Source organism: Desmonostoc vinosum, from assembly GCF_059505385.1.
Genome location: NZ_JCACKM010000025.1, coordinates 16,187 through 41,649, shown reverse-complemented (window position 1 = coordinate 41,649; position 25,463 = coordinate 16,187). Strand labels below are relative to the sequence as shown.

Annotated in this window: 25 protein-coding genes and 4 pseudogenes; 12 read left to right on the top strand and 17 right to left on the bottom strand. The window is 42.5% G+C overall.

The window, feature by feature from the left end; all coding sequences use genetic code 11:
- Nucleotides 1-241: 241 nt before the first annotated feature.
- Nucleotides 242-739 (bottom strand): annotated as a pseudogene (locus tag AC5JMF_RS03185) (IS630 family transposase); the annotation flags it as partial.
- Nucleotides 740-1,134: 395 nt separating this feature from the next.
- On the opposite strand from AC5JMF_RS03185, the pseudogene AC5JMF_RS03180 reads away from it, so the two are divergent.
- Nucleotides 1,135-1,305, top strand: a pseudogene (locus tag AC5JMF_RS03180) (transposase); the annotation flags it as partial.
- On the opposite strand, the gene AC5JMF_RS03175 reads toward AC5JMF_RS03180, so the two are convergent.
- Nucleotides 1,296-1,688 carry a two-partner secretion domain-containing protein gene (locus AC5JMF_RS03175; RefSeq protein ID WP_495794286.1) on the bottom strand — a complete coding sequence of 131 codons (393 nt, stop codon included), beginning with the start codon at nt 1,686-1,688 and terminating at the stop codon, nt 1,296-1,298. The pseudogene AC5JMF_RS03180 and the gene AC5JMF_RS03175 overlap by 10 nt on opposite strands.
- Nucleotides 1,689-1,868: 180 nt before the next feature.
- On the bottom strand, nt 1,869-3,662 hold the full coding sequence (locus tag AC5JMF_RS03170) for a ShlB/FhaC/HecB family hemolysin secretion/activation protein (RefSeq protein ID WP_495794272.1): 1,794 nt from the start codon (nt 3,660-3,662) through the stop codon (nt 1,869-1,871).
- Between the two features lie 662 nt (nt 3,663-4,324).
- Between AC5JMF_RS03170 and AC5JMF_RS03165 the strand changes: the two are divergent.
- Nucleotides 4,325-4,780, top strand: a pseudogene (locus AC5JMF_RS03165) (IS1634 family transposase); the annotation flags it as partial.
- 242 nt (nt 4,781-5,022) lie between these two features.
- Here the strand turns inward: AC5JMF_RS03165 and AC5JMF_RS03160 are convergent.
- From AC5JMF_RS03160 to AC5JMF_RS03130, 7 genes and pseudogenes are all read right to left on the bottom strand, one after another.
- Nucleotides 5,023-5,232, bottom strand: a pseudogene (locus tag AC5JMF_RS03160) (IS701 family transposase); the annotation flags it as partial.
- A gap of 222 nt (nt 5,233-5,454) precedes the next feature.
- Nucleotides 5,455-5,697 (bottom strand): hypothetical protein, encoded by a 243-nt coding sequence (locus tag AC5JMF_RS03155; protein WP_495794271.1) that lies wholly within the window; start codon nt 5,695-5,697, stop codon nt 5,455-5,457.
- Nucleotides 5,694-5,828: a hypothetical protein gene (locus tag AC5JMF_RS03150; protein ID WP_495794270.1), complete on the bottom strand. Its 135-nt coding sequence runs from the start codon at nt 5,826-5,828 to the stop codon at nt 5,694-5,696. Before AC5JMF_RS03150 ends, AC5JMF_RS03155 begins: the two co-directional genes overlap by 4 nt.
- A 230-nt stretch (nt 5,829-6,058) precedes the next feature.
- Nucleotides 6,059-6,496: a VOC family protein gene (locus AC5JMF_RS03145; RefSeq protein WP_495794269.1), complete on the bottom strand. Its 438-nt coding sequence runs from the start codon at nt 6,494-6,496 to the stop codon at nt 6,059-6,061.
- A gap of 400 nt (nt 6,497-6,896) precedes the next feature.
- Nucleotides 6,897-7,268, bottom strand: coding sequence for a hypothetical protein (locus AC5JMF_RS03140; RefSeq protein ID WP_495794268.1), 372 nt, complete (start codon nt 7,266-7,268; stop codon nt 6,897-6,899).
- A gap of 184 nt (nt 7,269-7,452) precedes the next feature.
- Nucleotides 7,453-7,809: a hypothetical protein gene (locus AC5JMF_RS03135; protein ID WP_495794267.1), complete on the bottom strand. Its 357-nt coding sequence runs from the start codon at nt 7,807-7,809 to the stop codon at nt 7,453-7,455.
- 53 nt (nt 7,810-7,862) lie between these two features.
- The gene (locus AC5JMF_RS03130) at nt 7,863-8,318 is read right to left on the bottom strand and encodes a LysR family transcriptional regulator (RefSeq protein WP_495794266.1); all 456 of its coding nucleotides are present in this window, start codon (nt 8,316-8,318) and stop codon (nt 7,863-7,865) included.
- A gap of 233 nt (nt 8,319-8,551) precedes the next feature.
- Here AC5JMF_RS03130 and AC5JMF_RS03125 point away from each other — a divergent pair, with 233 nt between their 5' ends.
- From AC5JMF_RS03125 to AC5JMF_RS03095, 7 genes are all read left to right on the top strand, one after another.
- A complete protein-coding gene (locus tag AC5JMF_RS03125) occupies nt 8,552-9,184 on the top strand; it encodes an isochorismatase family protein (protein ID WP_495794265.1) in 633 nt (210 codons plus the stop codon).
- 44 nt (nt 9,185-9,228) lie between these two features.
- Nucleotides 9,229-9,837: a flavodoxin domain-containing protein gene (locus AC5JMF_RS03120; RefSeq protein ID WP_495794264.1), complete on the top strand. Its 609-nt coding sequence runs from the start codon at nt 9,229-9,231 to the stop codon at nt 9,835-9,837.
- Between the two features lie 20 nt (nt 9,838-9,857).
- Nucleotides 9,858-10,229: a carboxymuconolactone decarboxylase family protein gene (locus tag AC5JMF_RS03115; RefSeq protein ID WP_495794263.1), complete on the top strand. Its 372-nt coding sequence runs from the start codon at nt 9,858-9,860 to the stop codon at nt 10,227-10,229.
- Nucleotides 10,230-10,270: 41 nt separating this feature from the next.
- A complete protein-coding gene (locus AC5JMF_RS03110; RefSeq protein ID WP_495794262.1) occupies nt 10,271-10,888 on the top strand; it encodes a glutathione S-transferase family protein in 618 nt (205 codons plus the stop codon).
- A gap of 168 nt (nt 10,889-11,056) precedes the next feature.
- Nucleotides 11,057-11,425 (top strand): nuclear transport factor 2 family protein, encoded by a 369-nt coding sequence (locus tag AC5JMF_RS03105; protein WP_495794261.1) that lies wholly within the window; start codon nt 11,057-11,059, stop codon nt 11,423-11,425.
- 21 nt (nt 11,426-11,446) lie between these two features.
- Complete coding sequence (locus AC5JMF_RS03100; protein ID WP_495794260.1) at nt 11,447-12,334, top strand: alpha/beta fold hydrolase; 888 nt, start codon at nt 11,447-11,449, stop codon at nt 12,332-12,334.
- Nucleotides 12,335-12,624: 290 nt separating this feature from the next.
- Nucleotides 12,625-12,798 (top strand): hypothetical protein, encoded by a 174-nt coding sequence (locus AC5JMF_RS03095; protein WP_495794259.1) that lies wholly within the window; start codon nt 12,625-12,627, stop codon nt 12,796-12,798.
- A 19-nt stretch (nt 12,799-12,817) separates the two neighbouring features.
- Here AC5JMF_RS03095 and AC5JMF_RS03090 read toward each other — a convergent pair whose 3' ends face one another.
- A complete protein-coding gene (locus AC5JMF_RS03090; RefSeq protein ID WP_495794258.1) occupies nt 12,818-13,462 on the bottom strand; it encodes a Uma2 family endonuclease in 645 nt (214 codons plus the stop codon).
- 157 nt (nt 13,463-13,619) lie between these two features.
- Nucleotides 13,620-14,561, bottom strand: coding sequence for a hypothetical protein (locus tag AC5JMF_RS03085; RefSeq protein ID WP_495794257.1), 942 nt, complete (start codon nt 14,559-14,561; stop codon nt 13,620-13,622).
- Nucleotides 14,562-14,747: 186 nt separating this feature from the next.
- Between AC5JMF_RS03085 and AC5JMF_RS03080 the strand changes: the two genes are divergently transcribed.
- On the top strand, nt 14,748-15,137 hold the full coding sequence (locus AC5JMF_RS03080) for a helix-turn-helix domain-containing protein (RefSeq protein ID WP_495794256.1): 390 nt from the start codon (nt 14,748-14,750) through the stop codon (nt 15,135-15,137).
- 4 nt (nt 15,138-15,141) lie between these two features.
- The gene (locus tag AC5JMF_RS03075) at nt 15,142-15,330 is read left to right on the top strand and encodes a hypothetical protein (RefSeq protein ID WP_495794255.1); all 189 of its coding nucleotides are present in this window, start codon (nt 15,142-15,144) and stop codon (nt 15,328-15,330) included.
- A gap of 49 nt (nt 15,331-15,379) precedes the next feature.
- Here the strand turns inward: AC5JMF_RS03075 and AC5JMF_RS03070 are convergent, their stop codons facing one another.
- The 4 genes from AC5JMF_RS03070 to AC5JMF_RS03055 form a co-directional block, all read right to left on the bottom strand.
- Nucleotides 15,380-17,566 (bottom strand): hypothetical protein, encoded by a 2,187-nt coding sequence (locus AC5JMF_RS03070; protein ID WP_495794254.1) that lies wholly within the window; start codon nt 17,564-17,566, stop codon nt 15,380-15,382.
- On the bottom strand, nt 17,563-18,078 hold the full coding sequence (locus AC5JMF_RS03065) for a phospholipase D-like domain-containing protein (RefSeq protein WP_460339626.1): 516 nt from the start codon (nt 18,076-18,078) through the stop codon (nt 17,563-17,565). The genes AC5JMF_RS03070 and AC5JMF_RS03065 overlap by 4 nt, the downstream gene beginning before the upstream one ends.
- A gap of 10 nt (nt 18,079-18,088) precedes the next feature.
- A complete protein-coding gene (locus AC5JMF_RS03060; protein ID WP_495794253.1) occupies nt 18,089-23,047 on the bottom strand; it encodes a DEAD/DEAH box helicase in 4,959 nt (1,652 codons plus the stop codon).
- A gap of 70 nt (nt 23,048-23,117) precedes the next feature.
- Nucleotides 23,118-23,417: a hypothetical protein gene (locus tag AC5JMF_RS03055; protein ID WP_495794252.1), complete on the bottom strand. Its 300-nt coding sequence runs from the start codon at nt 23,415-23,417 to the stop codon at nt 23,118-23,120.
- 76 nt (nt 23,418-23,493) lie between these two features.
- On the opposite strand from AC5JMF_RS03055, the gene AC5JMF_RS03050 reads away from it, so the two are divergent.
- Entirely contained in the window at nt 23,494-24,591 is a 1,098-nt protein-coding gene (locus tag AC5JMF_RS03050; RefSeq protein WP_495794251.1) for a DNA sulfur modification protein DndB, read from the top strand.
- Here the strand turns inward: AC5JMF_RS03050 and AC5JMF_RS03045 are convergent.
- Nucleotides 24,547-25,428 (bottom strand): hypothetical protein, encoded by an 882-nt coding sequence (locus tag AC5JMF_RS03045; protein WP_495794250.1) that lies wholly within the window; start codon nt 25,426-25,428, stop codon nt 24,547-24,549. The two genes, AC5JMF_RS03050 and AC5JMF_RS03045, sit on opposite strands and share 45 nt — an antisense overlap.
- Nucleotides 25,429-25,463: the final 35 nt, after the last annotated feature.

Below are 25,463 nucleotides of genomic sequence, written 5' to 3'. Positions count from 1 at the left end.
CTCTAGCAAACTTTGCGATTCTAGCTTTTTTTGACCGTTCTACTACATAAGGTAGCCGCAGAGATACTATAACATTACCCAAACATAGTACCTGCCGTTCAACTCGCCCGTTCCCTTGACTTTTTGGATGCCGCCATCCTTGTGTTCGTTGTTTCGCTGTCTTTATTGGAGATATTGCCGCCAGTTATACCAATTTACGAAAGATATGATACAGATAACTAAGGAGTAAGCTGTTGTGCATTTAAATTGTGATAACAGCGTCGACTTTATTTTTGAGTTTTCGTCCCCATTTAATAATTAACTCTCCTTCATTTAAAAGTTGATGTAATAAATATTCTAGGTCTTCAATTGATTTAAATAGGCGATTAGCAATATATTCCTTTGTCGAGTGCCAGACCAATTCAATTAAGTTATAATCTGGGCTATATTCCTGGAGAAACTCCAAATGAATATTTGGCATTTCTGCTTCAATTTTATTGATATACTCTGATTTTTTGTGAAAACTTGCATTATCAAGAATAATAACTATTTTTGCTCCTTTTTTCACAAAATCTTTAGCTTGATTACCAGCTTCTACCCATTCAAAAACTATTTCTTCATAAAAGATTTTTAGGACTTTATAAAAATTGTCTGCATTGCCTTTATCGATAAATTCTACAAATCTTTTCTTATCTGAATACCTTAATCCTCCCATCACATTAATCCTTCCTTTTCTTCTGTCTCCTCTCACATTTTTTCTGTTACTTAGAGGTAATCAAAAAACACATAGTACTACCAGTAGCTAAACAAAAAAGGATGAGATATTGGTGTGGGGACGAAAGTAGACTAGGGTTAAAAACTGAGCCGGGAAGATTAATTACCAAAAAAGGGGTAAAACCTTTAGGAAATATGCAATGGATGCATAAGCTAAAAAACATCTAAATTACATAATCAAATTAAATAAAACTCTTGTGGGGTGGGCATCTTGCCCGCCCTAATTATGCAAGTTATATGTGGAACAGCTTAGACAATTTTTATCTATATGGCTTGGTAGAACCATTAACTGGAGAACATTTTATTTGGGAATTTTCACATTTAAATACCACCTGTTTCAACATATTTCTGGAAAAGTTTTCGGCTGCATATTAGGAGGATATACACATTCTCCAGCTAGATAACGGAGCTTTTCATTGTAGCCAATATCTTCAAGTGCCAGAAAATATCATTCTTTTATTTCAACCACCGCATACACCACAAGTTAATCCGATAGAACGCTTGTGGCAAGAGATTAAAAAGTCTTTGAGTTGGGAATCCTTTCACTCTTTGAATGAGTTGAGAGAATTTGTATGGCAACGTCTTGAGCAACTTAACACATCAATTGTTGCTTCTATTACAGGTTGGGGTTTTATTTTGGATGCTTTATTTGTATCAGGCTTTTCGTGAATTGGTATTACTCGGCTAAAAATATTTTGAATGTCCGAGGCATTGTTGAAAAATGCAGAGCCGTTACTGGGAACTGAAAATTGACTAAAGCTGTGGAAAAGGTTATTACCGATACGACTTCCATTTGTGATGGTGAAATCGTTGCCACTTTTAGAAACGCTGGAGTTAACTGTACCTTCTGGAGTAACTTGGGCGTTCGCAGGTATAGCCAGAACGGAAGTTAAGTATCCAGTTATGAATGTGGATAGAAAAGCGATCGCTCTCATGAGATAAGTTCTCCCTTTTGCTGATAACATTAGTGTTCCCGCAATGGTGTTATTAACAACTCCATTCACTATGTTCTCTTCAAGCACAAATCAGAGGGTTAGTTAACACCTGAAAGTAAGATGGTGCGTTCAGGCTTGGAATCTAAAGCAGCGTACTGGATATTTTTGATTTGGAAGTTCCTAAAATGGCGAATAGCTGAGTGAAAAATACAACCCATTTTCTTGAAGCGATCGCTTTTCTCCATCCATTGATGTTAGAGGAATACCCCAATCCAGACGGGCTGAAAAGTTATCGCCTTGTTTCCACAGTAGCCCTAACCCTGTACCCACCAGCAAACTAGATGATGGATTTTCACCATTGTTATTCCAACCTTTACCAATATCAATGAAGGGTGTCAGTTGTAGAACGCCGCCGATATTAGGAACACGGGCAATAGGCAATCGCAATTCTGCCGACAATAACACACCATTGTCTGTGAGTAATACATCCTGACGATATCCCCGTACAGTCTGTTGCCCACCTAGACCAAATTGCTCCAATGGCACTAAAGAATCGGCTGCCAGTTGTAAGTCACCCCTAACCAAAAACAGAGTATCGGGTTTTAACTGCCGCACCCACTGTGCCTGTCCCCGCCATGTAAAAAAGCGGCTATCTGGGGCATTATCATTGACATTGGCATCAAACCAATCTACCCCTAAGCTAAATTGCAATCGCGCTGCAAAAACTTGCTGATTGCTGCGTTGGGTATATTCCTGGGTAAAGCGCAGGGCAGAAATTTTAGTTTTTCCCTCTGCATCAGCACCAGGTGATAACGGAAACCCGCCAATATTATCAAGACCTAACTCAGTTTGGCTTTCTTGACGCGAGAAAGATATCCCCACCGCTAATTCTTCCGTTGGCTTCTGCACTAACGGTTGCCGATAACCCACTTCGTAAGAGCGGGTATTTGACAGAATATCAAGGACGCTAAATGGTTGTTCAATAACGTGGTTCCAACCCTGATTAAAACCAAACGATACAGTGCCATTACGAGCATTAACTGGCAGCGTGTAATTGACATTGATCGTATTACTACCATCGGTATTGGCGTACCCAACATTGAGCGTATCGCCAAAACCTAATAAATTGCTTTCTTGCAAATCTATTCCTCGGCGAAAACTACCTACACTTGGCGATCGCCCATTATCTAAGGTTGCTGTTAGCTTGAAGGTATCTGCTTCTTCAACCTCGACTCGTAATATATTAGTTCCTGGACGCATACCCGTTTGTAACTCGGCTGACAGGTTTTGAATGCGCGGATCGAGGCGGAGTAGTTGCAGCTTTTCTAGTAAGTGGGGTACATTCAAAGGTTTGCCGGCACCGAGTTGGATGCGATCGCGAATGTATTTACTTTGCAATCGCCGATTCCCAACGATTTTGATTTCTTGCAAACTTCCCTCAACCACCTGAATTTTGATTACTCCGGCTTCTACTGTCTGCGGTGTAATTAATGCCCCTGTTGTTACATAACCGTTATCAGTGTAGAGCTTGGCGATCGCATCTTTGACTTGCAACAACTCTGCAAACGATACTTCACGTCCCACAAAAGGAGCCGTAATAGCGGCAAACTGTTCTGCTTTGAAAACTGTACTACCAACAACTTCAATGCGATCAACTCGCAATTTGGTATTAGGATCATCCTGTCCCTGAGTTGGCTGTTCTGGTAGTTGCAGAGGAGGAAGTAATTGCTCCTGGTCTGGTATCTGCGGTAGTACATCCGACGGTATCGGAGGGACAGGTAAGCGATTAGGCGGTAATGTTTGTTGAGGATTGGTAGTTTGGGCGATCGCCTGATGATAGTTGCACACTACTGCTGCTATAACAAAGCCAAATGTTAAAAGTTTCAGTGTCTCTATGCGAGGTTTACGAATCAGTTGCTGTCCTTGCGTATAGTTAATTCTCGATTCTTTCTTCACATTTAAGTACCTATGCATAAATATTGAGCCATTTTTCAACACGGTTGAAATCGCTGTATTCTGTTACTATTAATAGTTACCTTGCTTAACTAATACCAATTGAAAAAATAGCTTTTACTAAAAGCTTATTTGACTTATTTACATTACTTAATGTAGTTGTATTTATTCTCGCAAACTTACTTAAATAATTTATTTTGCATGATTAGTTATCTACTTAATCCCGATACTTTGATGTAGCGGGTGCTATATCATTTGATATTAATATTTACTATATTTTTTACAGTTGTCATCAGAAAAAATACTGACATTTCTGATGTATTAATCCAAGTAGTAGCGTGGCACAGCTAAATTTGTGCATTAAGTGTAGGTTGGGTTAAGCAACGCGAAACCCAACAATGGTCAAGGTTTTGGGTCTCATTCTTCGACCCAACCTAGAGATTTTTTTGCATCACTTTAGCCTTGCTACGCCAGTAAAAGGTTATCAAATACAAACATACTATTAAATGTGATTGCGTAATTCTATCAGCGCCTTAAAAGCTTCATAACTGTGCGTTCGCTGATTTTGAAGCGGAAAAAGGAATTAATTCCTTGAAGGCTAATGGTTAAGACAATTTTTGAAGCAAAGGCATTGTGGTAGATGATTGAAGGGTAGTGTGAGGACAGGCAGTCAGGTTGGGATAGTGTGCATCGATGAGCGAGGCAGAAGTAAAAATAAGTTCCGAGCGGATAGACGATATTCCATAGAAATTAAATTAGGAAGACAGATAATTAGAGCCTACGAATTACCAACAAAAATCGCACGTACAGATACAACTAGCTTTAGTGTAAACCATGAAAATCAAAGGGATACAGAAGAGAATCTACTGCGTTATGGCTACTCCAAAGATAAACGTCCAGACTTATTGCAATATCGTCAGCTATTGGCAATACTAGACCCAATGGGAATGCCGTTAGTAAGTGCAACGCTTGAAGGTAATGGAGCCGATGACGCTTTATATTTCCCCACCTGGGAAAAAATAGTAAAAGTGATTGGACACAAAAACTTTGTCTTCATTGCTGACTGTAAGGCAGGTTCCATTGCAACACGTGCCAACATTGCAGCAAATCGAGAAATTTATTGTTTTCCCTTACCAATGATTTGTTAAACATCGCTTTGCGCGTTTTTACCCGTCTTCATTGCTTCGGGTGACTTTGACAGATTTTCTAATAGCTTTGCAATACATTCTCCCGCCAATATTAAGGCTGCTTGTCTAATTTTTTGTTCTCGCTCACGTACTGTCCGCCCATCCCATTGGGAAATATCAGACAGTGACATTGGTTGAGTGATTGTTTGAGAGAAATTTTTTAGGGATTTAGCTAGGTCTAGTGTTGCAGGTATAGTGTTAAGATGATGTAGTCCTTGATGATTATCTAATCCTACAATTTTAGCGATCGCAGGTAATGTTTTTCGTTTTATATCAGAAATACAGCCTATGTGAAGATATTTAAAAGCCTCGAAACTCCTAACATCTGAAAACAGGCTTTTATACCACTGACAATATTCATCTATAAATTTGATTGTTGGCGCAGCACAACGAGGCTGTTTCATTTTCCCTGTCTCGGTTTCGTCCCTTGTTTTCAATTTTACTCTCAACATAGTGACAAAAGAGGGTTATAGAGCTACAACAGCACACCTCGCATTTGCCAATACCGCTATCTGCCTTGCTAATATCTGTTTCGCTTCGTTAACTGACCCATGTCGTAGTTCATGAATAGCCTGATGTAGCCCAGTGTGTGTATTAATCGTTGAGTAAGTTATCTTTCTACATATTCAGACTCCAACACACTCAACAATTTCTCCTCCACAGCAGTCAAATAAGCCCGATTCAGCTTCCCCAACGACTGCAACAGATTTTTGACTGTCTCCAAAGAGCGTGTCGCAATATATTCGAGTAATGCGATCGCTCAAGGACTGTATCTGCTCACACTCAGCAGGTAAATAGTCAAATGACTTCAGATATTGCAACCCAACCGTGTACTCGCCATCCCAGTTTCTCACGGTACAACTCATCATCCGTGACATCCGTGCTTATTCCCGGTTTTTGTAAACCGTTGGTTAACAAACAGCACACTAAACCAACCCACCCAAGCAGAAACACCCTGAACCACCTCAAACTCAGCAACGATCGCTGCAATTGAGCGCATTCGCAAGGGTAATACTTGATTCCAATTGATCGCCTTTCAATACTGTCCTAACCAATAACTCAATGCAGACCAACGGTTCGCTTGAGCAGCGACAATAAAGACTAGAACGATAGACGAAGAGATACTGCCCGTCCGCTCCAAGCGAATTGTTATACGCCAATGAATGTATCCCAACTGGCAGTTCGCTTGCCTTGCGGCAAGTGCTGTTCTGTGGCTAATGCGAGAACGCTTTACGCGAGCTGCTCGGCAAGCCCGATGAGAAGTCCTTCGGGATCGCGGATGTAGCAAAGCCGATACGAGGACTCGTACTGAACCACTTCGCCGACGAGCTGCGCGCCGCGCTTGCGGAGTCTGGCGAGCGTCTCGTCGATGTCGTCCACGGTGAACATGACGCGTAGGTAGCCGAGAGCGTTCACCGGGGCGTTCCGGTGATCGGCAACTGTAGGCGGGGTGAGAAATCGTGAGATCTCGAGCCGGCTGTGACCATCGGGAGTGACCATCATGGCGATCTCGACGCGCTGGGTGCCTAGTCCGGTAACGCGCCCGGCCCATTCTCCTTCGACCATGGCTCGAAGGGCGAGCTTCAGGCCAAGCTCAGTGAAAAAAGATATGGCCTCATCAAGGGCTTCTACCACGATGCCGACGTTGTCCATTCGCTTAAGAGTCATATTATTTCCTCTCATTTTATTCAAATATGGACGTTTCAACTCCCCCAAATATTTCAAAACTGCCTCTGCTGCTGCTTCTAGCTTGCCACTGTCCTGTAGCCTACGGATGCGATAAGCCTAACGGCATGGCTTCGCTTACCGCACATCTCCTGCATCTGCCGACATTCAGCAGGTAAGTAATTGTAGGACTTTAGATGCTTCAGCCCAACAGTACATTCGCCATCCCAGGTTTTCACCGTGCAACTAAAGTCATGGAGAGCAACCACGGGAGCACCAATACCCACCCTTACCTTTAACCCTCTTGTACCAAATGGAGAGAACCCAATCGCTCTCAGTTTCAGAATCAAGCTTTGATAATTATTTTCCAAAAGTGACACAAGAGGCTTAAGTACCACCATTCTTAGTTGAGTGTACAGCTTGCGGTAAGTTCTATATTTAAGAAGGTTCCTGAGCGGGGTGTAATTGAACGCAACTGCTGGATAAAAGCTTTAAATCTGGCATCAGTTATACCGAAGCCAGCTTCAGCACAAGCTCCTAACCCACCTTCGACGGGAATAGGAGAACCATTTCTAGGACTATATACAATAAATTTATCGACAGTGCCAGTACCGACCGCAAACCCGATAACTTGGCGAACTGTTCGCAAAGCAGCATTATCTAATGCACCACCAATACTGCCAATACTGATATTAACCGCACGACTTTCGGCCAATGCTGGCGCCCTCATCGACAATATTGCCCCGACAATCATCAAACTGGTTAACTTCTTCATTTTCTTTCCCTCCAAAAAATCGAAAAACTAAATAGACAAAGAAACTATGTAATTTCACAGTTTGAAGCTGATAGTTTTACGCAACTTTCTATGAAATTTTTACAAAAGTACAAATCGTCAAATACCTGATGTAGCCCAATGTGTGCATTAAGCGTTGAGGGAGTTATCTTTCCCGTATTCCTGCTCAACTACACTCAACAGCTTCTCCTCCACCACCGTAAGATAAGCCCGATTCAGCTTCCCCAATGACTGCAACAGATTTTTGACCGTCTCCAAAGAGAGAATCGGAATATATTCGAGCAATGCGATCGCAGATCGTCTGCATTTGTTCGCATTCAGTAGGTAAGTAGTTAAATGACTTCAGATATTGCAACCCAACAGTAGACTCACCATCCCAAGTTCTAACAGTGCAACTAAACTCGTTTACCTGATTGACAATCGCCCAGCACCCGCCTTTGCCCCTGAGTGAGGGGTTGTCTTTTGCAAGGATTTGGCAGACTTCGCCTAGCTGGTAGGTGTTGGGTACTTGCGTCCGTTCCATGATGCGCTACACAACGTCTTTGACAATCTTACCAGTCGGCACTAACAATAGACTTATGATTGCCCTCGCTGAAAGGGTGCTGAAATTTCCCGAATAATCTCTAGAAATGCTGACAATACCGAAGATAGTTCGCGCGGTTGATAGGCGATAGCCAGCGCGATTTCAGAGGAGGACGGCTGTAACTGGCGATAGACTACGCCGGTGCGTTGAAACTGCTTCGCCGCACCAGAAAGAATTGCCACCCCTAATCCTGCCGCTACCAAACCCAGCAAGACTTGCATTTCATTTTGTCCCAAAATACGACGGGCTTCCTCAACAAACACACTGCCGACTGCGGTCAGTTCGACTCGGCGGCTATTGCGCTTAAATAGTTGAACGCCTAATTCTTGTTCCAGCTGACGAATCTGACGAGTTAGTGGCGGTTGAGCCATGTTGAGCCGCCGCGCTGCCTGACTAAAGTTCAGCTCTTCTGCAACTGTCAGGAAATACTGTAACTGCCGAAACTCCATTGTTAAACTGAGATTATCAATACCTTAAAGGTATTAGTGAGCTTCAATATTGGTATAAAAAAGCAATAGATTTATACCTTTAGGGTAGTGCTGTGATGAAACTACTACTAAATAATGATGGTAAAACAAATTCATCATTGCTTACCGCTAAAGGCAGATAACAGTGATGCCTTTGATAACACTGCTGGGCTTTGTTGCCGCTCTAATTTGTTTAATTACAAAAGGAATGCCCCATGACTTTAAGTAGTCAACCTGCTTTTTATGAAGCGTTAACCCCCGATAATGCCGCCATGCTGCTGATCGATCATCAGGCTGGGCTTTTCTTAGGGGTTCAAAGTATGAATCAGCAGGTCTTGAAGAACAATGCTATTGCTTTAGCCAAGACGGCAAAAGTATTTGACCTACCAACGGTACTGTTCACTAGTTCAGCGAAAGGCCCAAACGGCCCAACGATTCCAGAGATTGTTGAACTCTTTCCTGACCACGAAATCCACGATCGCTCGCCCATAAATCTCTGGAACGATCCCAAGTGCCGCTCGGCAGTCGAACAAACGAATCGCCAGAAGCTGATTATGGCAGCCATTACAACGGATGTTTGCCTTGTCTTTCCAGCCCTTTGTGCCTTAAAAGCCGGGTATGATGTGTATGCCGTGATTGACGCATCTGGCACTTGGAGTCCAGCAGCAGAACTTGCTTCGATGCTGCGCCTGACACAAGCTGGAGCGATTGTCACAAACTGGATTGCAGTGGCGGCTGAACTCAAGCACGACGAAGACCGAGCGACCACGCCTGCAATGAACCGTACCTTTGGAGAACACATGGATCTCTACGGTTTTTTAGGCGATATTGCTGCTGCCAAAGCTTAGACTCTAACACTGCTGCACTAGACGTAATTCCAACGAGAAACCGCATGACAACGGTATTGATTGTGTATACTACCTCACTCGGCAATACTCGGCAATTAGCAAAGACGATCGCCGATGGTGCCCATTCAGTTGCTGGAACCGACGTTCAGCTTAAAGAAGCTCACGAAGCAACTAAAGATGATGTGCGATCGTGCGATGCCTTGATCGTCGGCTCACCGATGCGTCACCGAACCGCCGATTCACGCATCAAAAAATTCATTGAGGATGTTTGCGAACAGCTTTGGTTGACCGATGAAATGGTTGGCAAAGTTGGAGGCGTGTTTACAGTCGGTGGCGGTTATGGCGACTGTGGGGCAGGCTGCGAACTGGCTCAACTAGGGCTATTGGGCGCAATGGCGGCAGGTGGGATGATTCTGGTAACGCTGCCAAAAACTACGCCAGGATTTCAAGTAGCAGGAATGCATTGGGGCGTGCATGGGCGTTCTGGTGGGACAGCAATGGAACCGCTCGGCATCACCGATGAGATGAAGTTAGCCGCACATCATCACGGTGCAAACATCGCCAGAGTTGCGACAGAACTACGGGGCAAGGATTTACTCGCTCGCGGCAACGTTGCCCCGTCCCAAGAACTCATAAAGCAATTTTCTAGCTAATCACTCCCAGAGAAACCATTATGTCTACCCACTCTTTATCCCCAGATCTGGCAGCATTTCGAGACAGCTACGCTTCCTTATTCGGCTCTGTGCCACCATTGCCTGCGGCCAAATTTGAATTTAGTTCTGATGTTGATCCAGAAGCTTTAAGATTAGCGGAACAACTACGCGCCCACGCGTTTAACTCAGAAATCTTTGACACAAAAACAACGCAACTAATTTTGTTTGGTATACTGCTAGCCCAAGGCTCGCCAGCGGCTCGGTTTCATGCCATTGCATCACGGCGAGCAGGCGCGACTTGGGAAGAGTTGCACAAGGTGATGGAATTGGCAGCAGCAGTCGCAGCCTTGGGCCCATTTAACAATGGTAGTGCCTTGCTAAATGAACTCTGAGCCAACGAATAATTTAATCTTTATTTCTTGAGAGAAACATCATGATCAAACTGTTTTACGCCCCAGGCACTTGCGCGCTTGCACCTCACATTGTCCTGGAATGGATCGGGGAGCCTTACGAATTACAAAAGGTGAAGCCGAGCGACCCCGAATATCTTCAAATAAATCCCCTGGGACAAGTTCCCGCCATGATCGATAGCGACAGTGGCGTGATGAACCAAGCCGATGCGTTGCTGAAATATTTGGCTCACAAATATCCAAACGCCAAGCTCGGTGATAATGGCACACTACAGGATGCTTACGAACTTGATCGCTGGCTGGCATTTCTCACTGGCGATGTTCACCCTGCCTTTTTCCCGTTCTTTGCGCCGCAGCGCTACACTACCGATGGTAGTGAGACAACTCGGCAATTCGTCAAGGAAGCGTCGTATCGCCTGATTGATCGCGTGTATCAGCATTTGGATAAACATCTAGAAGCCAAAGATCATCTCGTGGGCGATCGCCGCACAATCGGTGACCCATATACCTTTGCCATGACGCGTTGGGGCAACAACTTACCCAAACCCTTATCTAACTATTCTAATTTATACCGTTTCTATCAAAATCTGCGTGAAGATGCAGGCGTACAACGGGCGATGGAGCAGCAGGGTATTCATTAAAAGTCTGCGGTTGCGACGTGAAAGCGGATTTATGGCGAAGAGTGGTGATTTGGAAAAACTTCAAAGATTTGATGCCTTGTGGAAACCATGTTCCAGAAGGAGAAATTCTCAAAGCTTTCCAATCTGTAAACGGTTAAATTTCATTATTGATGCATGAGGCAATAACCAATGAATGCTGATTGGGTACGCAACTATTTTAAAACAGTTGATACACTCGATGCTGATGCGATCGCTGCCAATTTCACCGATGACGGCAAGTTCCGCTTTAGCAACCAACCTCCGGCAGAGGGTAAGCAGGCGGTTCGTGATTCACTCGCTCAGTTCTTTGAAACTATTCAAGCAATGCATCATGAAAACACTGGGCTGTGGTTTGGTGACGATGGTAACTCAGCTGTGTGGGAGGCAGATGTGACTTACACGCGCAAAAACGGAACTCAAATTACACTGCCTTGTGCCAGTATTCTACGTTCACACAACGACCAGATTTACGACTTTCGCATGAACATGGACATCTCACCTGTGTATAACAGCAAATAAGTTCTATCAAAGGTATTCTCAATGATGCAATATGATGACTTCAATCAAAAATTTAGCCACCACACCGCGATCGCCAACGGTGTAACTCTGCATTATGTAATTGGCGGCGAAGGCCCTCCTGTGCTGCTTTGGCATGGCTTTCTCGAAACCCAGTACTGCTGGCGCAAAGTTATGCCTGCCCTCGCACAAAAGTACACTGTGATTGCCCCTGATATGCGCGGCTATGGTGACTCTCAAAAGCCAGAAAGTGGCTATGATGCTCGCACACTGGCAGAAGATTTCCGTCAACTGGTCGCGCAACTGGGTTTTAGGCAAATCTATATTGCCGCGCATGATATGGGTGCGCCTCCTGCACTGATTTATGCAGGTGAACATCCTGATGAAGTGCTAAAGCTTGCTTACCTGGATGAACCAGTACTACTAGAACAGCATCTACAGCAGATTTTTCAGTTTACTCCTGATACCCTAGCAGAGGGCGGATTGTGGTGGTGGACGTTTAGCTTAACGAAGGGCTTACCCGAAACGCTGATTGCTGGGCATGAGCGAGACTTCCTCACTTACTTCTACAGTACCTATTGCCATGACCCAGCTTCAATTGAGGCTAGCGCCATCGACGAATATTTACGTACCTTTGCTGCGGCTGAGGGTGTAAGCGGTGCTTTGGGTGTTTACCGAGCAATTTTCTCCTCGATTCAGCAGACTGAACCCTTTGCCAAGAAGAAGATTCAAACTCCCGTATTGGCAATCGGGGGTGACAAAAGTTTAGGCGATCGCGTGAAGACTATGCTAAAAAGCGTTGCAGCTAATGTTCAAGGTGGCGCAATGGAACGCTGCGGACATTTTATTCCTCATGAGCGTCCTGATAATTTGGTAGACCGATTACTAAAGTTTTTTGACGAAGTACAGTAGGCTTGAAGTAGTTTAACCAGGAGTTAGCTGTGTCTTCTACACAACTTCTTCACTATCTCGTTGTGTTGTTAACTCCTTTGAAACTGCAACCCAACAACATTGGATGCCAAATTGCGAAAATGCTCAGGTGTTTCTCTCGTCCTCATACTCCAATTCCAAAACACTCAACAATTTCTCCTCCACCGCAGTCAAATAACTACGGTTCAGTTTCCCCAACGACTGCAACAGATTTTTGACCGTTTCCTCCAGCGTGTCGCAATATATTCTACTGATGCGATAAGCCTAACGGCATGGCTTCGCTTACCGCAAAGGAGCTGCATCTGCTGGCATTCCTGGGGCAGGTAATTGAAAGATTTCAGGTTTTGCACCCCAACCGTCAATTCTCCATCCCAGGTTCTCACAGTGCAACTGAACTCACCCACGTAAGAAACAATGCACCAACAGCCGCCCTTGCCCCTGAGTGAGGGATTATCCTTGGCTCGATCAATGTGAAGAGTCAATGATTTGCTGCCTCACCCAGTCACGAAAAACACGCTTTGCTGCTAACTGCCCAATTTTTCTACTTTCTTGGATAAATCGAGGAATTTCCTTAACTGGTACTCCCCTGAAAGTAGGGCTAGCTTCCACTTCCGTGTATTGTCCGTTGTTGAGTGTATAAATCCGCAGAATTATTGAGTTGTATCGCCAAAATTCGGGAATTTTCATTGCGGCATAAAGACTTAGCTTGTCTACTTTTGGTCTGGAGTATTCTACTTCCAGCACCAAGTCTGGTGGTGGGTCAGTTGCTAGATCAATGTTTTGTTTATCCCTAACCAAAGATTCATTTTGAATATAGTAGCTACTATCTGGCTCCCCTCCTTTCTCTAAATCATCTCGTGTTAAAGTTAGTGAACCAACGCTTTTGACTTCTAGTCCAAATTCCTCACATAGCACAAGAACAAAACCTTCAATAATGCGATTAGAGTTCTCATGTGGCATTAGTGGGGTCATGATTTCTACTATTCCATTGTCGTAAGCAAGTCGGGAGTTTCGCTTTGAACCCATTTCTGTCAGCATGGTTTTAAATGTCTGCCAGCTAATGTTTTGCAATAAAGTTCTGGTTTCTGCCAATGGCGCTGTCGTCACCATAGTTGAATCATCTTTATGCTAATTTTTTTACACTGTTTCTGTTTTGTCGAGAGTCTTTCTGTTTTTTAGACTTTGCTTTTTAATTTAGCGTACTGGGTTATGGCTTTTTTGATTATTACTTGTATTAGCTCAACAACCTAGAAAAATTCATCATCGGTTAATCTGCAATCCTATATTCCTGCTCAATCACACTTAACAGCTTCTCCTCAACAGTCGTCAAATACGGTCGCTTCAACTCCCCCAAGTGCTTCAGTACAGCACGGGCAGCATCTTCCAAGTTCTCGTTTCCCCGTAGCCTACTCAGGCGTTCATCCTTGACGTTGGCGCAGCCATCGCAAAGGAACTGCATTTGCTGACATTTCGATTCGAGGTAATTGAATGACTTCAGGTATTGCAACCCAACTGTCAGTTCTCCATCCCAAACTCTCACGGTACAGCTGAACTCCCCCACATGGCTAACAATTGCCCAACACCCGCCCTTACCTCTGAGTGAGGGATTGTCCTTAGCTAAAATCTGACAAACTTCGCCTAGCTGATAAGTGTTTGGTACTTTTGTCCTTTCCATAATTCTTTGCACCACATCTTTAACGATGCGATGAGATGGTACTTTCCCCTTAGCAGACTCTACAGCTTGTTGCCATGCTTCGGGCTGAGTATCAGGGTCTAGCTTAGTCAACGGTCTAACTTGCCACTCATTAGTCGGCAAAATGTGAACGGAACGTTCACATTTTGCCACCAAATTATCAAAAATAACCGCAGCTTCCATTAAATGATAGGGCTGTCTGCGGCTAAAACCAAAGCGTTCGCGGCAATAGTCCTCAAATGTGCGATGCGTGGAGCGATATAATCTGCGATCGCGTAATTCCATCAGCGCCTTTCCTGCTTCAAAAAACGCCCGTTCTACCTTGCGTTCTAGATGCAGGCGTAAGCTTTGCTCCTGCTCGGTCAGTTCTGGGACTTCAACAGCAGTAACCTCAACGGTTACTAAGTCCTGATTGTCCTGAGACAATCTAGATGGATTGTCTGATTTAAGTGGCAGCCCTGAATCACTGGATGCGGCAGAAGTGGCTTTTTTTCGTCTAGAAGGTGATTTAGCCATCATTCTACCTTTAGTCAAACGTTGTTTAGACCTATATTGCTCAGTACCATGTGTGTATCTGTGAAACCTGCGGGGTTAATATTTTTAGAAACCCTTGAAGATAAGAACATTAAGAACGTCTTGCAGATACAGCACTTTGTGTAACGGTTTGGTACAGTAGTTGAGAAGATAAAAGTAAAAAATCAGATGAAACCCTACTCAGTAGACCTGCGGGAGAAAATTATTAGCGTTTACGAAGCGGGAAATACATCTATTCGCAAAGTAGCAGAAAGATTCAAGGTAAATAAAAATACAGTACAAGACCTTGTGAAGCGAAAACGAGAAAAAGGGACAATAGAGCCAAGTGTAGCAACTGGAGGAAAACCGAGCCAACTATCTGGTTATGAACAACAGATAGAGGAAATGGTAGCAGAACATCTAGACTATACCCTAGCCGAATACTGTGAGTATTGGGAAGAAAAGACAGGGGTAAGGTTAAGTGAGAGTGCAATGTGCAGATTTCTTCAAAAACAGAAGCTCACTCTCAAAAAAAACAGTACGAAGCAGTCAAGCAGAGACAGAAATTACACAAAATAAAAGGTTGGATTACTGGGATTGCATCCGAGATGTTGTTGCAGATGACCTCTGGTGGCAACTCAAAGCATTTATCCGCAAGTTTTCACCAAAAAATATTTTGGCAGTAGTACAACTGTTGTCTCTAGGAGTCCTCTTATGCTCAAGCCAGCAACTCCAAAACTATTTTTCTCACTGCTGCTACTGTACCAGTTAGTCGCGCAAAGTGCTGTAACTATGTTGAGCGTGTATAATCAGCCATTTTCTTACTGCACACTATTAAGAATTGCACGAACTACACCACTTTTACCCCGACAAGCTAGAAAAAATACATCACCTGTTAAAGTGCCATCTTTTTTTAAGTCAGAGACAATGTGACTTAAATCATGACCCATATATCCAGTAATTACTGCAATCAAGTTACAGTTGCTTATTTGCGACTGTACATTACTGCGACTTATATATGCTTCACTTGATGGGGCAACCTCAACACAATTTTGTAAACCGTAGTTTTCGCACAATTCACGGATGACTTCTCGTCGAGTTGCTTGGTGGCCACCGACCAACGCAAGACGTACAGATGCCAAGTTTTGGGTTCTTAATACTGTGTTTTCATCTGAAGCTACTTGTACATCCAGCTTAGTAGCCTCAGCACGACGTTGTTGGCGATACTCAACAAGCTCATTCGCTGAATCCGAGTTAAGGCAGAGTAACGCACGTTTTAAATCTTGAAAAAAAGGTGCTTCGACTTCTTCTTGACGTAATGCGTTATCTACTTCAGCAATAGCTAAACCAAAGTAGTCATTTACTAAACTTTGACGTAAAGTGGGTTGCAAATTGATATATACTTCCAGTCCTTCAAGTAATTCAAAATACTGGAGAGTGCTGATTTTTTGTTGGATTGCAAAATTTCTTAAGATGTCTAGTTCTTTGTTTAAATCTTCCCACTTTCCTACATTAGCAAGCCAGTCTAGCCAGTCAGCATAAGCATTGATCATTCCTGATGTGTTCTGTAACTGCTTCCACAAATCTAATCTGTCTTTTAATATTTCTTCTGCCTCTAATAAATCCCGCAGATGTACTCCAGCAAAATTTACACATGACTCATAATAACTAACTTTATCTTCGTCAGAAATATCACCAAAACCATCAAGATTAGCAACTCTAGCCATTAAAGCGCGGTCTGACAATGTTAATTGTTCATCAGCTGTTTCTAGCAGTATTTGATATACCTCCCCTGCTTTGACTGGATCGCCAACTGTAGCCCATAATTTTGCTAAAGGTAGCAGAATTTGAACTCTACGTTCACCCCCTTGCCATGCTTTTTCTAGGAATTCACTAGCTTGTGTTTTCTGCCCTAAGTTATAAAGAGCAGCACCACGCAATCCTGCCAATGCTGGTGACAGTTCATAAATTACACTTGGTAATAATTCAATTACTTCTTGGAAGCGTTGAATATTTAAAAGTAGTTCTGCATAACGTTGTTGCAACTCTTCTGTCTTTTCGGTAATTGATTGATATATTTGTAAAGCATATTCAGGATTATCAATTGATACGTAAGAATCAGCTAAAGCAAGTAGTACATTAATAGCTTTGGGATATTTATCTTTGAGTTTCTCAAGTTGGGAAATACGTTCACCTGGTTCAATTTCTAATAACTGCGTCAATTGTTCGGTGAGTGTAGCTCCTTCTATTGTTGGTAGGGGTTCTTGAGAGATTAAGGACAAATGCAACAGTTTTCGTACTCTGTTGGCTTGGCGTAACCGCTCTAATTCGGGTAAGAATTCTTGTGCTAATGCTTGAACAGAACGTAATAATTCTTGTTCTTTTGTTTGTTGATAATGCTGGAGATAAGCAGTTACCAACTGCTCTACCAACCTTCCAGAAACAGGTAAAGCAAGAATACTATTATATTTAACTTGACAAAGTTTTATTAATTGCTCATGCTGTTCTGTCTTGGCGTAAAGTGCAATTAATGTTCTGAGAGCATTGCTATCATTAAAATCAGCTTGCCGAAGTAGATGATCTTCAACTTCAATGAGCCGTCCAGCAGAAATTTTTTGTTCGAGGGTATTTGGATTAATTTCTTGTACTGAACTTGTAGAATTTACATGATCGTTATTTAATTTTTTGATGGCTTTACGAAATAGAATTTGCCATGATTTAAAGTCTTTTAAAGTTGCTTCTTTTGTAACAACACTAGCATTGTTTGAAACCTTGATACGGGCTTCTATTTTTTGCATTACGCTATCAAGGCTGTTGACTGTGGAAGTAACATAAAAAAAGTGGGTATAATCGTCATGATATGATGATCTTGGATTAGTAACTTTAAATTCAGCTTGCCTGAGTTCCCGATGAATTTCTACTGCTTGAGTTTGCCCATTACACCGCAAACGCAATCCAACTTGGTCAGCGTTTCCCAATTTTGCCTCAATTTGATATCCAAACGTCATGACAGTAGTAATCCTTGTTCAAAATGCTGTACACATATATTCCGTAATTCAGCAATACTCCGTTCGTCATGATTGTATGTGAAGAGTTCAAAATTTTGATTAACTCCCCCATCAGTTAAATTTAGTGAACCGTTAATAGCACCGTAACGACCAACGTATGCTTTGGTATGGAGTTTGGAAAGTACCCTTACCTGAATGCGATCGCTTTTGTTGCTGAGTTGTCTTAATATTGGATGATATTCTTTATCACTACCTACTGTGATGTACACTTTACCCCCATTGGCGGCCATTTGATGCAGAATGTCAAACAGGTGTAATGCTTCTTGTTTTGTCTCTACAATTTCCCCAAAAGAGACATAGTAGGGTTTTTTTAAACGTAAATTTGTTACCCAAGGTGAGACAATCCAAAACTCGTAACTGCCCTCTAATTGTGATGCTAAAATCTCATTGAGCAGAAAGTTGTAAATCATTGCCTGACCACTGAGTTGCAATTGAGTTAATTGCTTTGTCACTGGCGGAACCTCACTTTATAGGACGAACTGTTACTTGAATGACAGGTACTTCGTTTGGTCTTAAATCGTTAGGGTAGATGGTTTGAATATCAGTAATCATTGGGTAAACCATACCGGTATCTGTGTCGATGCCTGCGTCCGTCAAGTAGCTAATTGTGGCACAGAGGGACGTAAGATTATCGGTTTTTACCCGTAAATAAATCGTTTGACAGCCATTTTCCAGCAAGGAACTCATTCTGTCACAGATGCTAGCACCGCTTACAGTGCCATCTAATTCTAGGGTTTGAGGAGTGCGAACCTGATTTAACCATTCCGTCAGTAAAGGACGGTTCAGCAGATGACGGCTTAAACCTGGTGATTCGATGTCGCCACTGCGGTCGTCTAAGCAACTAGAGCAGTTGCAGCGACAATTTAAAAGCATCCGGCGTTCTACCCCTGCTTCAAATGCTTTACGTGCTTCAGGTAACGAAGCACCATATTCGGCTTCGTAAATTTCAAGTAAACGTGTTAACTCTGGATAGGGCGGTGGTTGTTTGTCACGCCTAGCTTTAACTACTTTGCGGTAAAGTAGCGCCGATGCTTCAGTAAATGTAGGGTCACGTCCTAACTGTTCAGCACACGAGGGAAGAAACTCGTGGTTAATTTCCCGAAAAATACGCCAGTTAACCAGAGGTGTATCGCCTAGTTGCTGAATGTAGTCGGGAATAAAAACCCGTAGTAAAGCTTTGAGTTGAGTTTGGCGCATAGGTATACCTAGTTGTTGCCGTACCTGTGCCATTAACTCTTCTATTTTCTTTTGGCGATCGCTAGATTTACCTGCTGCTATAATTTGATTTACTCTAGTTGCACATCCTTCTAACCAAGACTCAGGTTGTGCTAATAAATGACGCAAAAATGCTTCCTCTTGGGCAGTGATACAGCGAGTCATTTTGTTGGCAAGGGTTGTCCAGAATTTATCGGCATGGTTGCGTAGCAAGTCATGGGTTGCCCGCATTACACCAATACCCCCCATCCCAATTTCGTACAACCAGATCCGGTCAGCAGCAGTTCCCTCAAAGTCAGCGTGTAACTCAGTCCATGCTGCAACGTAATTTAGTGCCTCAACACCTGCAACTTCTTGTGCTACAGACTTGAAAGCTTGAGTCAGACTATACTGAAAGCTGTCCCGTAAGTATTGCTGATAGCGCAATCCACCGCTATGAATTTCAGCATATAGGTTCAAAAATATTGATAAGTAATCATTGTCACTCTTTATTAATTGGTAAACAGCTTGTTGATTTTTGCGGGACAACTGCTGTATCTCGTTAATTGCTTCTATCAACCAACGGTCAAACTGATTATTACCACGAGTAAACCAATCATGCAGTCCTTCAGGTGTTCCTCCTTCTCCACCACACCATCTATCTGCTATAGTCAGCAGCACATTAACAAGATATTCAGCAGCAAAGTAGTTTTCATGATATTCAACCGTGAGAACACTAACAAAGGCGTGGTGGATGGCATGATAACACAGATTTTTCTGTGTCGAAGCAGAGAATTGGAGCTTTGTTAGCAAATCGGGATTGAGGTCAAAACAAACTCCCTCCGTCAATATCTGGTATCCTAAAGCACAGTTGCTTAGACTTTCCTCATCTGCTGTAAAACCCACGACTCCACGAATTTCTTCAGTTGGTGAATTGTGGAATTTAATCGTGTACTCACTTCCCAAAATAATTCGCTGCACATCTAATAAATTAAGATTTGCAGTTTCGTCACTGTAAAAAACAACTCGTTGTATTAATTCTTGCCCTAATGGATCGCTCTTAAGCGAAGAATGACCAGGCTTAAGGGTATATGCGGGCGTGGGAGTATCACCTCGGACAGGGCGAATTGCTACCGCACTGATAGCGTTAGCCGAACAGGAATGAGCTAATGATTGTGTATCTTGCGCTGCATTCTCAGATGTACGGCTTTCAGATAACTCTCCTGTTTCTGGGTTACACCACCAAAATGATGAGTTATAGTCTCGACTAAACTGCTTGGGCTTAATCGCAGTGGGACGATATAAATTCAGAAAGTTGGTACTTTTTTTAGTAATGTCTACTTTCTTCAGCGCCCGTGTTGGCAAGTTAACTGTATTCGGAGGGTAGTTTAGGGGGCTAATTTTATAGTACCGATTAATGGCTATTCGGGGTGGTTCACCATCGGAAATTTCTGGTGGTATCCAAGTTGAACCCTCGCCACCGCGAAATGTTACATTACCTGGGATTGTTTCGCTCACCGCCAAACTGATGCTTTCAGAGTTAGGCTTTTTATTGGGGTTGTGATTATCGGGACGGTAGTCAACTTGCACCTCTGGCAAATTGATGTCAGAAAATAAATTCTCCGGTAAGTGCTTATACAACAAAGCTCTAGTGTTATTAACGCGTAGCTTGTTTTCTTGCTCAAACTGCGGATTTACCCCTTTCATCAAGCCTTCGTAGAAAATCTGGCACAAAAATCCTTCTGACTCATCGTCAAGTACCTGTTTTATCGCATCATCTGGTATTGCAAAAGTTTGTTTGAGATAATCTTTAAATTCCAGCAATACTCCCAAATCCACACTTTGCTCTATTAGATACTCATACCCTTGCCTAGATAAATTATCGAGTTCGAGGTCAATTCCTGTACGACTTGCCTGATAAGCTAACCAGTCAAAGAAAGCGTAAAACCCATGAATTCTTTGCAGGTATCGGTTTTGAGAATTGAGAGGCAGTTTTTGGAAAGTAGGGTCTGTAAGGATGTGTTCGTTACGAAACAAAAATAAGTCAGTAGATTTATAGGGACTGAGTACCGTAACTACAATCGGTCGCGTGCCAACTTTCCGTCCTCCTCGACCTTTACGTTGCACAAAACTAGCGACATTTGCAGGTGCTGTGTATTGTAAAACACACATTAATGCTTCGTCATCGTAACCAACTTCTAATGCAGTTGTTGTAATTATTAAGTCATCGTTAGGTTCGATGGTAATTGAGCGATCGCTCCCCGTTTTCCGTTTAATATTTAGAGATTCTTGACGTGCTTTATCTTTCTGGCTGAGTACCCACCAGCATTCTCCTGCTTGGAAGTATGGACAATTTAAATCTGGACTTTTACTTTTATGACAATTACAGTTACAACTAAAATTGGAACCAAAGAAGTTAGGAAAAAGTTGCCGATTAAATGGTGGGTATCGATACGCATATAATGGAATGTACCTAATTTGCCTTTGGTCAAGAGGCGTTTTTTGCGATTTATATCTTTCTCTTTCTCTGCGTTGTTCTGGTTTTATTTTCTCTGCATCTTCCATCTGGTATAACCAGCGACCTGCAATGTCTAAAGACTGGACAAAGCCAAATGTTCGGTAGCGCTTTAAGTCTGAACCTGTTGATGGTTGTGGCATTGTGTGCAGTACGCACATTGCTGTTTGAATTAAAGTTGAAATTACAGCAGTATCTTCGTTATCCTCAGCCCGGACAAATATATAGCGTTCAGCACCAATCGTCTGCATTTCATTATCTTGAGAATATACCCGTTTAATGCGAGGAGCAGGTATACCAGATAACTCAGAAATAAATTCAATTGGTTCAGAAATAGTGGCACTCAACCCTACAAATGCTAAATTACTTTGTTCGTTGCGATCGCGCTTACCCAAACGAATCCTTGCCATCAATCGTCGTAGCAGAAGTGCTACTTGAGTCCCAGCAGTTGAAGTTTGTAGGTGAATTTCATCTAACATCACAACTGAAGGCGCACAAAACTTATCATTACCAAACAGGTATTGATATTTTGTTGATAACAGCCGTCGATGAAGTGATTCTGTGGTAGCAATGAGCAAATCGGGTGGATGTTCTGCCATGACATCCCTAGAAAATTGTATAAAGGGATATCGCTTATCGCAGATAGGGCAAATTAAAGTTTTGGGATCTGTGGGACGGACGAGCAATCTTTGTTTATCGGTTTTGCAAGCCTTGCTGTCTGTACCTACACAGTAAGCAAACGGTGATAGATAACCACTGGGCTTTTCGCTGAAACTCCAGCCTCGCATCTTGGACAGTTTCTGTTGGCGATCGGGAGTTATATCCTGGAAGTCCCGTATTTGGTAAACTGCTGCACCACTTTCTACCCCAATCGTCAATTTTGAAAGATTGTGCCTTGCCAGAACTTGGTTGAGATAAAATAATACTTCAATAAAATCAGTAAGTTGATTTTCAGACAGTGCAACTCGTGGGTAGATGCAAATGGCCTTAACCCCTTCTCGACCTCGCAAACAACGTTCCAGCACCATCTTGGCGAGTACGGGTAAAAAGAAGGCGTAGGTTTTACCCGCTCCTGTGCTAGCAGTAACTACAACACCTTTTTCAATACCTTCTTGTATTTCTAACTCGATTGCTTCGAGGATTCTTTCTAAAGTTCGTTTTTGGAAGCCACTCATCTCCCGTAGCTTCGGTAGATGGGTGTCAATTACCTCTAAAAGTAGGTTTGCTGTTCGCTGTTGCTCTGTATTACCACTAAGTAAAGGTGTCATGCTCTTTTGCACTGCAATGTTCCTTCGAGGTACGCGACGAGAAGTGACACTAAACTTAATATCTGCTACTAAACGCTTGCTATTGCTGATGCGGTGCGATGCTTTGAGGTTGTTATCTCGAACAATTCTTTGACGGAGTTTTGATAACAACCTTACAGTTTCTGCTATTCGACTGCGAAAAATCCAGTCATCAGGAGACTCTACCTGGTTAAACCGGATAATTTGCAAGTCATTTGCAAGTTGTGCTAAAGCCTTTCTGAGTGCTTCTGTTTTTTCTTCAGCAGTTAATACAATGTCTTCGGAGGGTTTGAAATTATCAATTACTTCAACCCCTGCCATTGTTACATCGTAAATGCCATAGGCAACTTGTTCTGCTTCCCGTTGTTCAATGAAAGTCAGAACTTCATCAGCCAGCTGTTTAATGGTGTCAGAGTCTAAGCTCATGGTTTTTGGACTGTAAGGTAGATGAACCTAGTAAGCCAGAATTAGTTAATTTCGCATCAGATGACAACCTTTAGCTGTCCTCACTTTTTCTCCGACCCATACTTAAACGGGCAGTTCTGCGTTGTTCAAGAAGTTCGTTACGTAGCAAATTTTGCTTTTCATCGTCTTGCCAATCACTAATCAATCGCTTTAGTGCTACATTTACGATGTCTTGTACGGTTGGGGCATCGCTAGTTCGATTTGGAGCAAGCATTTGCTCACATGAGTGTCTAATTGTGTACAACTGAGGATAAATTTCATCTGGAATCCGTGCTTGGTGAGGCAATAGTTTTACCGCTGCTACATATCTCACCCCAGCATAAATACACAAACATAATTTTTGCTACCATGTATGCTTGTATCCAAGCTTAGGAAAAATTAAGTTAACCTACAGGAAAAGCGAAGTAATGTTTGAATTGGTTATCAAAGGCGTGCCTGTACAACGCGGTCAGGTGTGCGAGCATATGAGTTATGTCGCCAGCATCACTTTTGGAGATGTTGCACGATTGCTGAATGACGGTCATCTCTATATCCCGAATATCCCAGATTTACCGGACTTTGCCCAACGCAAACTTAACGTGACACGGGTTAAAGCAATAGCCCGATATATCCTGGAAACTTACCAGGATGGAACTACCTTTTTCCCGCCAATTTGCGTTAACGTGCAACCATCGCCAACTTACAGAGATGGTAATATCTACCTTCCTTACCATTCTGTTAGTTTGCGCTTAACAGACGGTCAGCATCGATGCTATGGCATTCGTCAAGCGTTACAGGACATTGAAGAACATGAGTCAGAGTATGCAATTATCCTGTCAAAGTTAGAAATAGGCGTGTTGATATACGCAGGCTTGACGCTGGAGGAAGAACGCCAAGCATTCCGCGACCAAAACCTTTTAGTACAAAGACCAAGTGTATCGCTCTCACATCTATTTGATCAGCGATCACCTACAGTTTTTATTGCTAAAGAACTGATCCAAAAGATTCCCCAGTTCAATAACAACGTAGAGATGGTTGAAACTAGTTTAGGTAAACACAACCCTAAACTTCTGACACTAGCAACTTTGGTTGCTGCAACCCAGCATATGTTTCCACATTTGCAATCAAAAGAGAATTTAGAATCTTTAATTGACTGGGCTACAACATTCTGGACAGCAGCAGCAAACGCTATACTCCAAAAACCTTGGAGTATAAAAGGTAAAGAAGAACGGGCAGCTCAGAGACAAGAGTCATTAGCGGTGAGCGCTCCCATCTTTCAAGCATTAGGTATGTTAGCCCATGATTTATATCAAGAGGGTGTTCCAGCAGAAAACCTCGCCCAGTGGCTAAGTAGGCTACAAGAAATAGACTGGAAACGTAATAATCAACTATGGCAAGACCGAGGTGTTACACAAGTTGGGAGTCAGGGAGAAGCTATTGTTTCAAATACTAAAACGACTATTAGTGCTTGTCATCGAGTTTTACGAGAATTTGTAGGTGTTACACCCGTAAGTGGCATTATCTAAGCCAACTGTTAGTTCTAAAACCTCCTGAAAGCCATTTCTGTCACGAAACTTACTGTCATATTTCTCATTCCACCACAGCCAACCTGTAGAATCTGCCCAGACTTTGTGCTTTCTCAATACTTCTGTGCGAGTTAACGCTAGTCCCCCTAAGACAAATTCTGGTCTGCTCCAAGCGAGAAGTTCATCGAACTCCTTTGTAGACAGACCAAATTTTAAGCCTGTAGTTCTAGTTTTATCAACTTTCAACAATCCTCCCAAAGCAATGTAATCATAACCAATGTCCCGATAAGCACTGATTAGAGAAGCTAGGAAGCTTTTGGGTGAATCATAATGAGGAGGACAAGAATTTAATTGAGGAACAAGTTTTTTTTGCCAATTATAAATTGAATATCCTACTTGAACAACACCAATCAAAGTATAGTTTCTTTGCTTTTCCCAATACTCTTCCCAGGTTAGTCTGGCTAAATATAGTGACAGTAATGGCTCTCCAAAAATATCTTGTGTAAAAATAAAATCAGGCGAGAATTGATCGCAGCGTTCTAGATATTCTCTGACTTGATGCCGCAAATGCTGTTCTGAAGCAAATTTTCGTTTACGCACCCAACGATTATCAAGGTACTCAGAATGCGTTTCATAATACCAAGGGCAATCTTGATTTCTAAAAACGCCACTATCTATAAAAAAGGGTTTTCCAAAATCACGAATATTTCTTAGAAGACTTTTATTAGATGAAATAGGTGCGAGAATCCCATAATTCCCTTCTAAATTCTTTAATCTGTTGAATAAACCTAACCAGTCTACTGAAAAGACAGGGAGGAATTTCTGCTCAATATTCATATTTATCTTAATAAAGTTAAATTGAGTTTATCTTA

What these genes read in the sequence shown, in the direction of transcription:
- AC5JMF_RS03175 (WP_495794286.1), bottom strand. Translation starts at nt 1,688, where the DNA reads ATGAGAGCGATCGCTTTTCTATCCACATTCATAACTGGATACTTAACT.
- AC5JMF_RS03170 (WP_495794272.1), bottom strand. Translation starts at nt 3,662, where the DNA reads ATGCATAGGTACTTAAATGTGAAGAAAGAATCGAGAATTAACTATACG.
- AC5JMF_RS03155 (WP_495794271.1), bottom strand. Translation starts at nt 5,697, where the DNA reads ATGATGAGTTGTACCGTGAGAAACTGGGATGGCGAGTACACGGTTGGG.
- AC5JMF_RS03150 (WP_495794270.1), bottom strand. Translation starts at nt 5,828, where the DNA reads ATGCGCTCAATTGCAGCGATCGTTGCTGAGTTTGAGGTGGTTCAGGGT.
- AC5JMF_RS03145 (WP_495794269.1), bottom strand. Translation starts at nt 6,496, where the DNA reads ATGACTCTTAAGCGAATGGACAACGTCGGCATCGTGGTAGAAGCCCTT.
- AC5JMF_RS03140 (WP_495794268.1), bottom strand. Translation starts at nt 7,268, where the DNA reads ATGAAGAAGTTAACCAGTTTGATGATTGTCGGGGCAATATTGTCGATG.
- AC5JMF_RS03135 (WP_495794267.1), bottom strand. Translation starts at nt 7,809, where the DNA reads ATGGAACGGACGCAAGTACCCAACACCTACCAGCTAGGCGAAGTCTGC.
- AC5JMF_RS03130 (WP_495794266.1), bottom strand. Translation starts at nt 8,318, where the DNA reads ATGGAGTTTCGGCAGTTACAGTATTTCCTGACAGTTGCAGAAGAGCTG.
- AC5JMF_RS03125 (WP_495794265.1), top strand. Translation starts at nt 8,552, where the DNA reads ATGACTTTAAGTAGTCAACCTGCTTTTTATGAAGCGTTAACCCCCGAT.
- AC5JMF_RS03120 (WP_495794264.1), top strand. Translation starts at nt 9,229, where the DNA reads ATGACAACGGTATTGATTGTGTATACTACCTCACTCGGCAATACTCGG.
- AC5JMF_RS03115 (WP_495794263.1), top strand. Translation starts at nt 9,858, where the DNA reads ATGTCTACCCACTCTTTATCCCCAGATCTGGCAGCATTTCGAGACAGC.
- AC5JMF_RS03110 (WP_495794262.1), top strand. Translation starts at nt 10,271, where the DNA reads ATGATCAAACTGTTTTACGCCCCAGGCACTTGCGCGCTTGCACCTCAC.
- AC5JMF_RS03105 (WP_495794261.1), top strand. Translation starts at nt 11,057, where the DNA reads ATGAATGCTGATTGGGTACGCAACTATTTTAAAACAGTTGATACACTC.
- AC5JMF_RS03100 (WP_495794260.1), top strand. Translation starts at nt 11,447, where the DNA reads ATGATGCAATATGATGACTTCAATCAAAAATTTAGCCACCACACCGCG.
- AC5JMF_RS03095 (WP_495794259.1), top strand. Translation starts at nt 12,625, where the DNA reads ATGGCTTCGCTTACCGCAAAGGAGCTGCATCTGCTGGCATTCCTGGGG.
- AC5JMF_RS03090 (WP_495794258.1), bottom strand. Translation starts at nt 13,462, where the DNA reads ATGGTGACGACAGCGCCATTGGCAGAAACCAGAACTTTATTGCAAAAC.
- AC5JMF_RS03085 (WP_495794257.1), bottom strand. Translation starts at nt 14,561, where the DNA reads ATGGCTAAATCACCTTCTAGACGAAAAAAAGCCACTTCTGCCGCATCC.
- AC5JMF_RS03080 (WP_495794256.1), top strand. Translation starts at nt 14,748, where the DNA reads ATGAAACCCTACTCAGTAGACCTGCGGGAGAAAATTATTAGCGTTTAC.
- AC5JMF_RS03070 (WP_495794254.1), bottom strand. Translation starts at nt 17,566, where the DNA reads ATGACGTTTGGATATCAAATTGAGGCAAAATTGGGAAACGCTGACCAA.
- AC5JMF_RS03060 (WP_495794253.1), bottom strand. Translation starts at nt 23,047, where the DNA reads ATGAGCTTAGACTCTGACACCATTAAACAGCTGGCTGATGAAGTTCTG.
- AC5JMF_RS03050 (WP_495794251.1), top strand. Translation starts at nt 23,494, where the DNA reads ATGTTTGAATTGGTTATCAAAGGCGTGCCTGTACAACGCGGTCAGGTG.
- AC5JMF_RS03045 (WP_495794250.1), bottom strand. Translation starts at nt 25,428, where the DNA reads ATGAATATTGAGCAGAAATTCCTCCCTGTCTTTTCAGTAGACTGGTTA.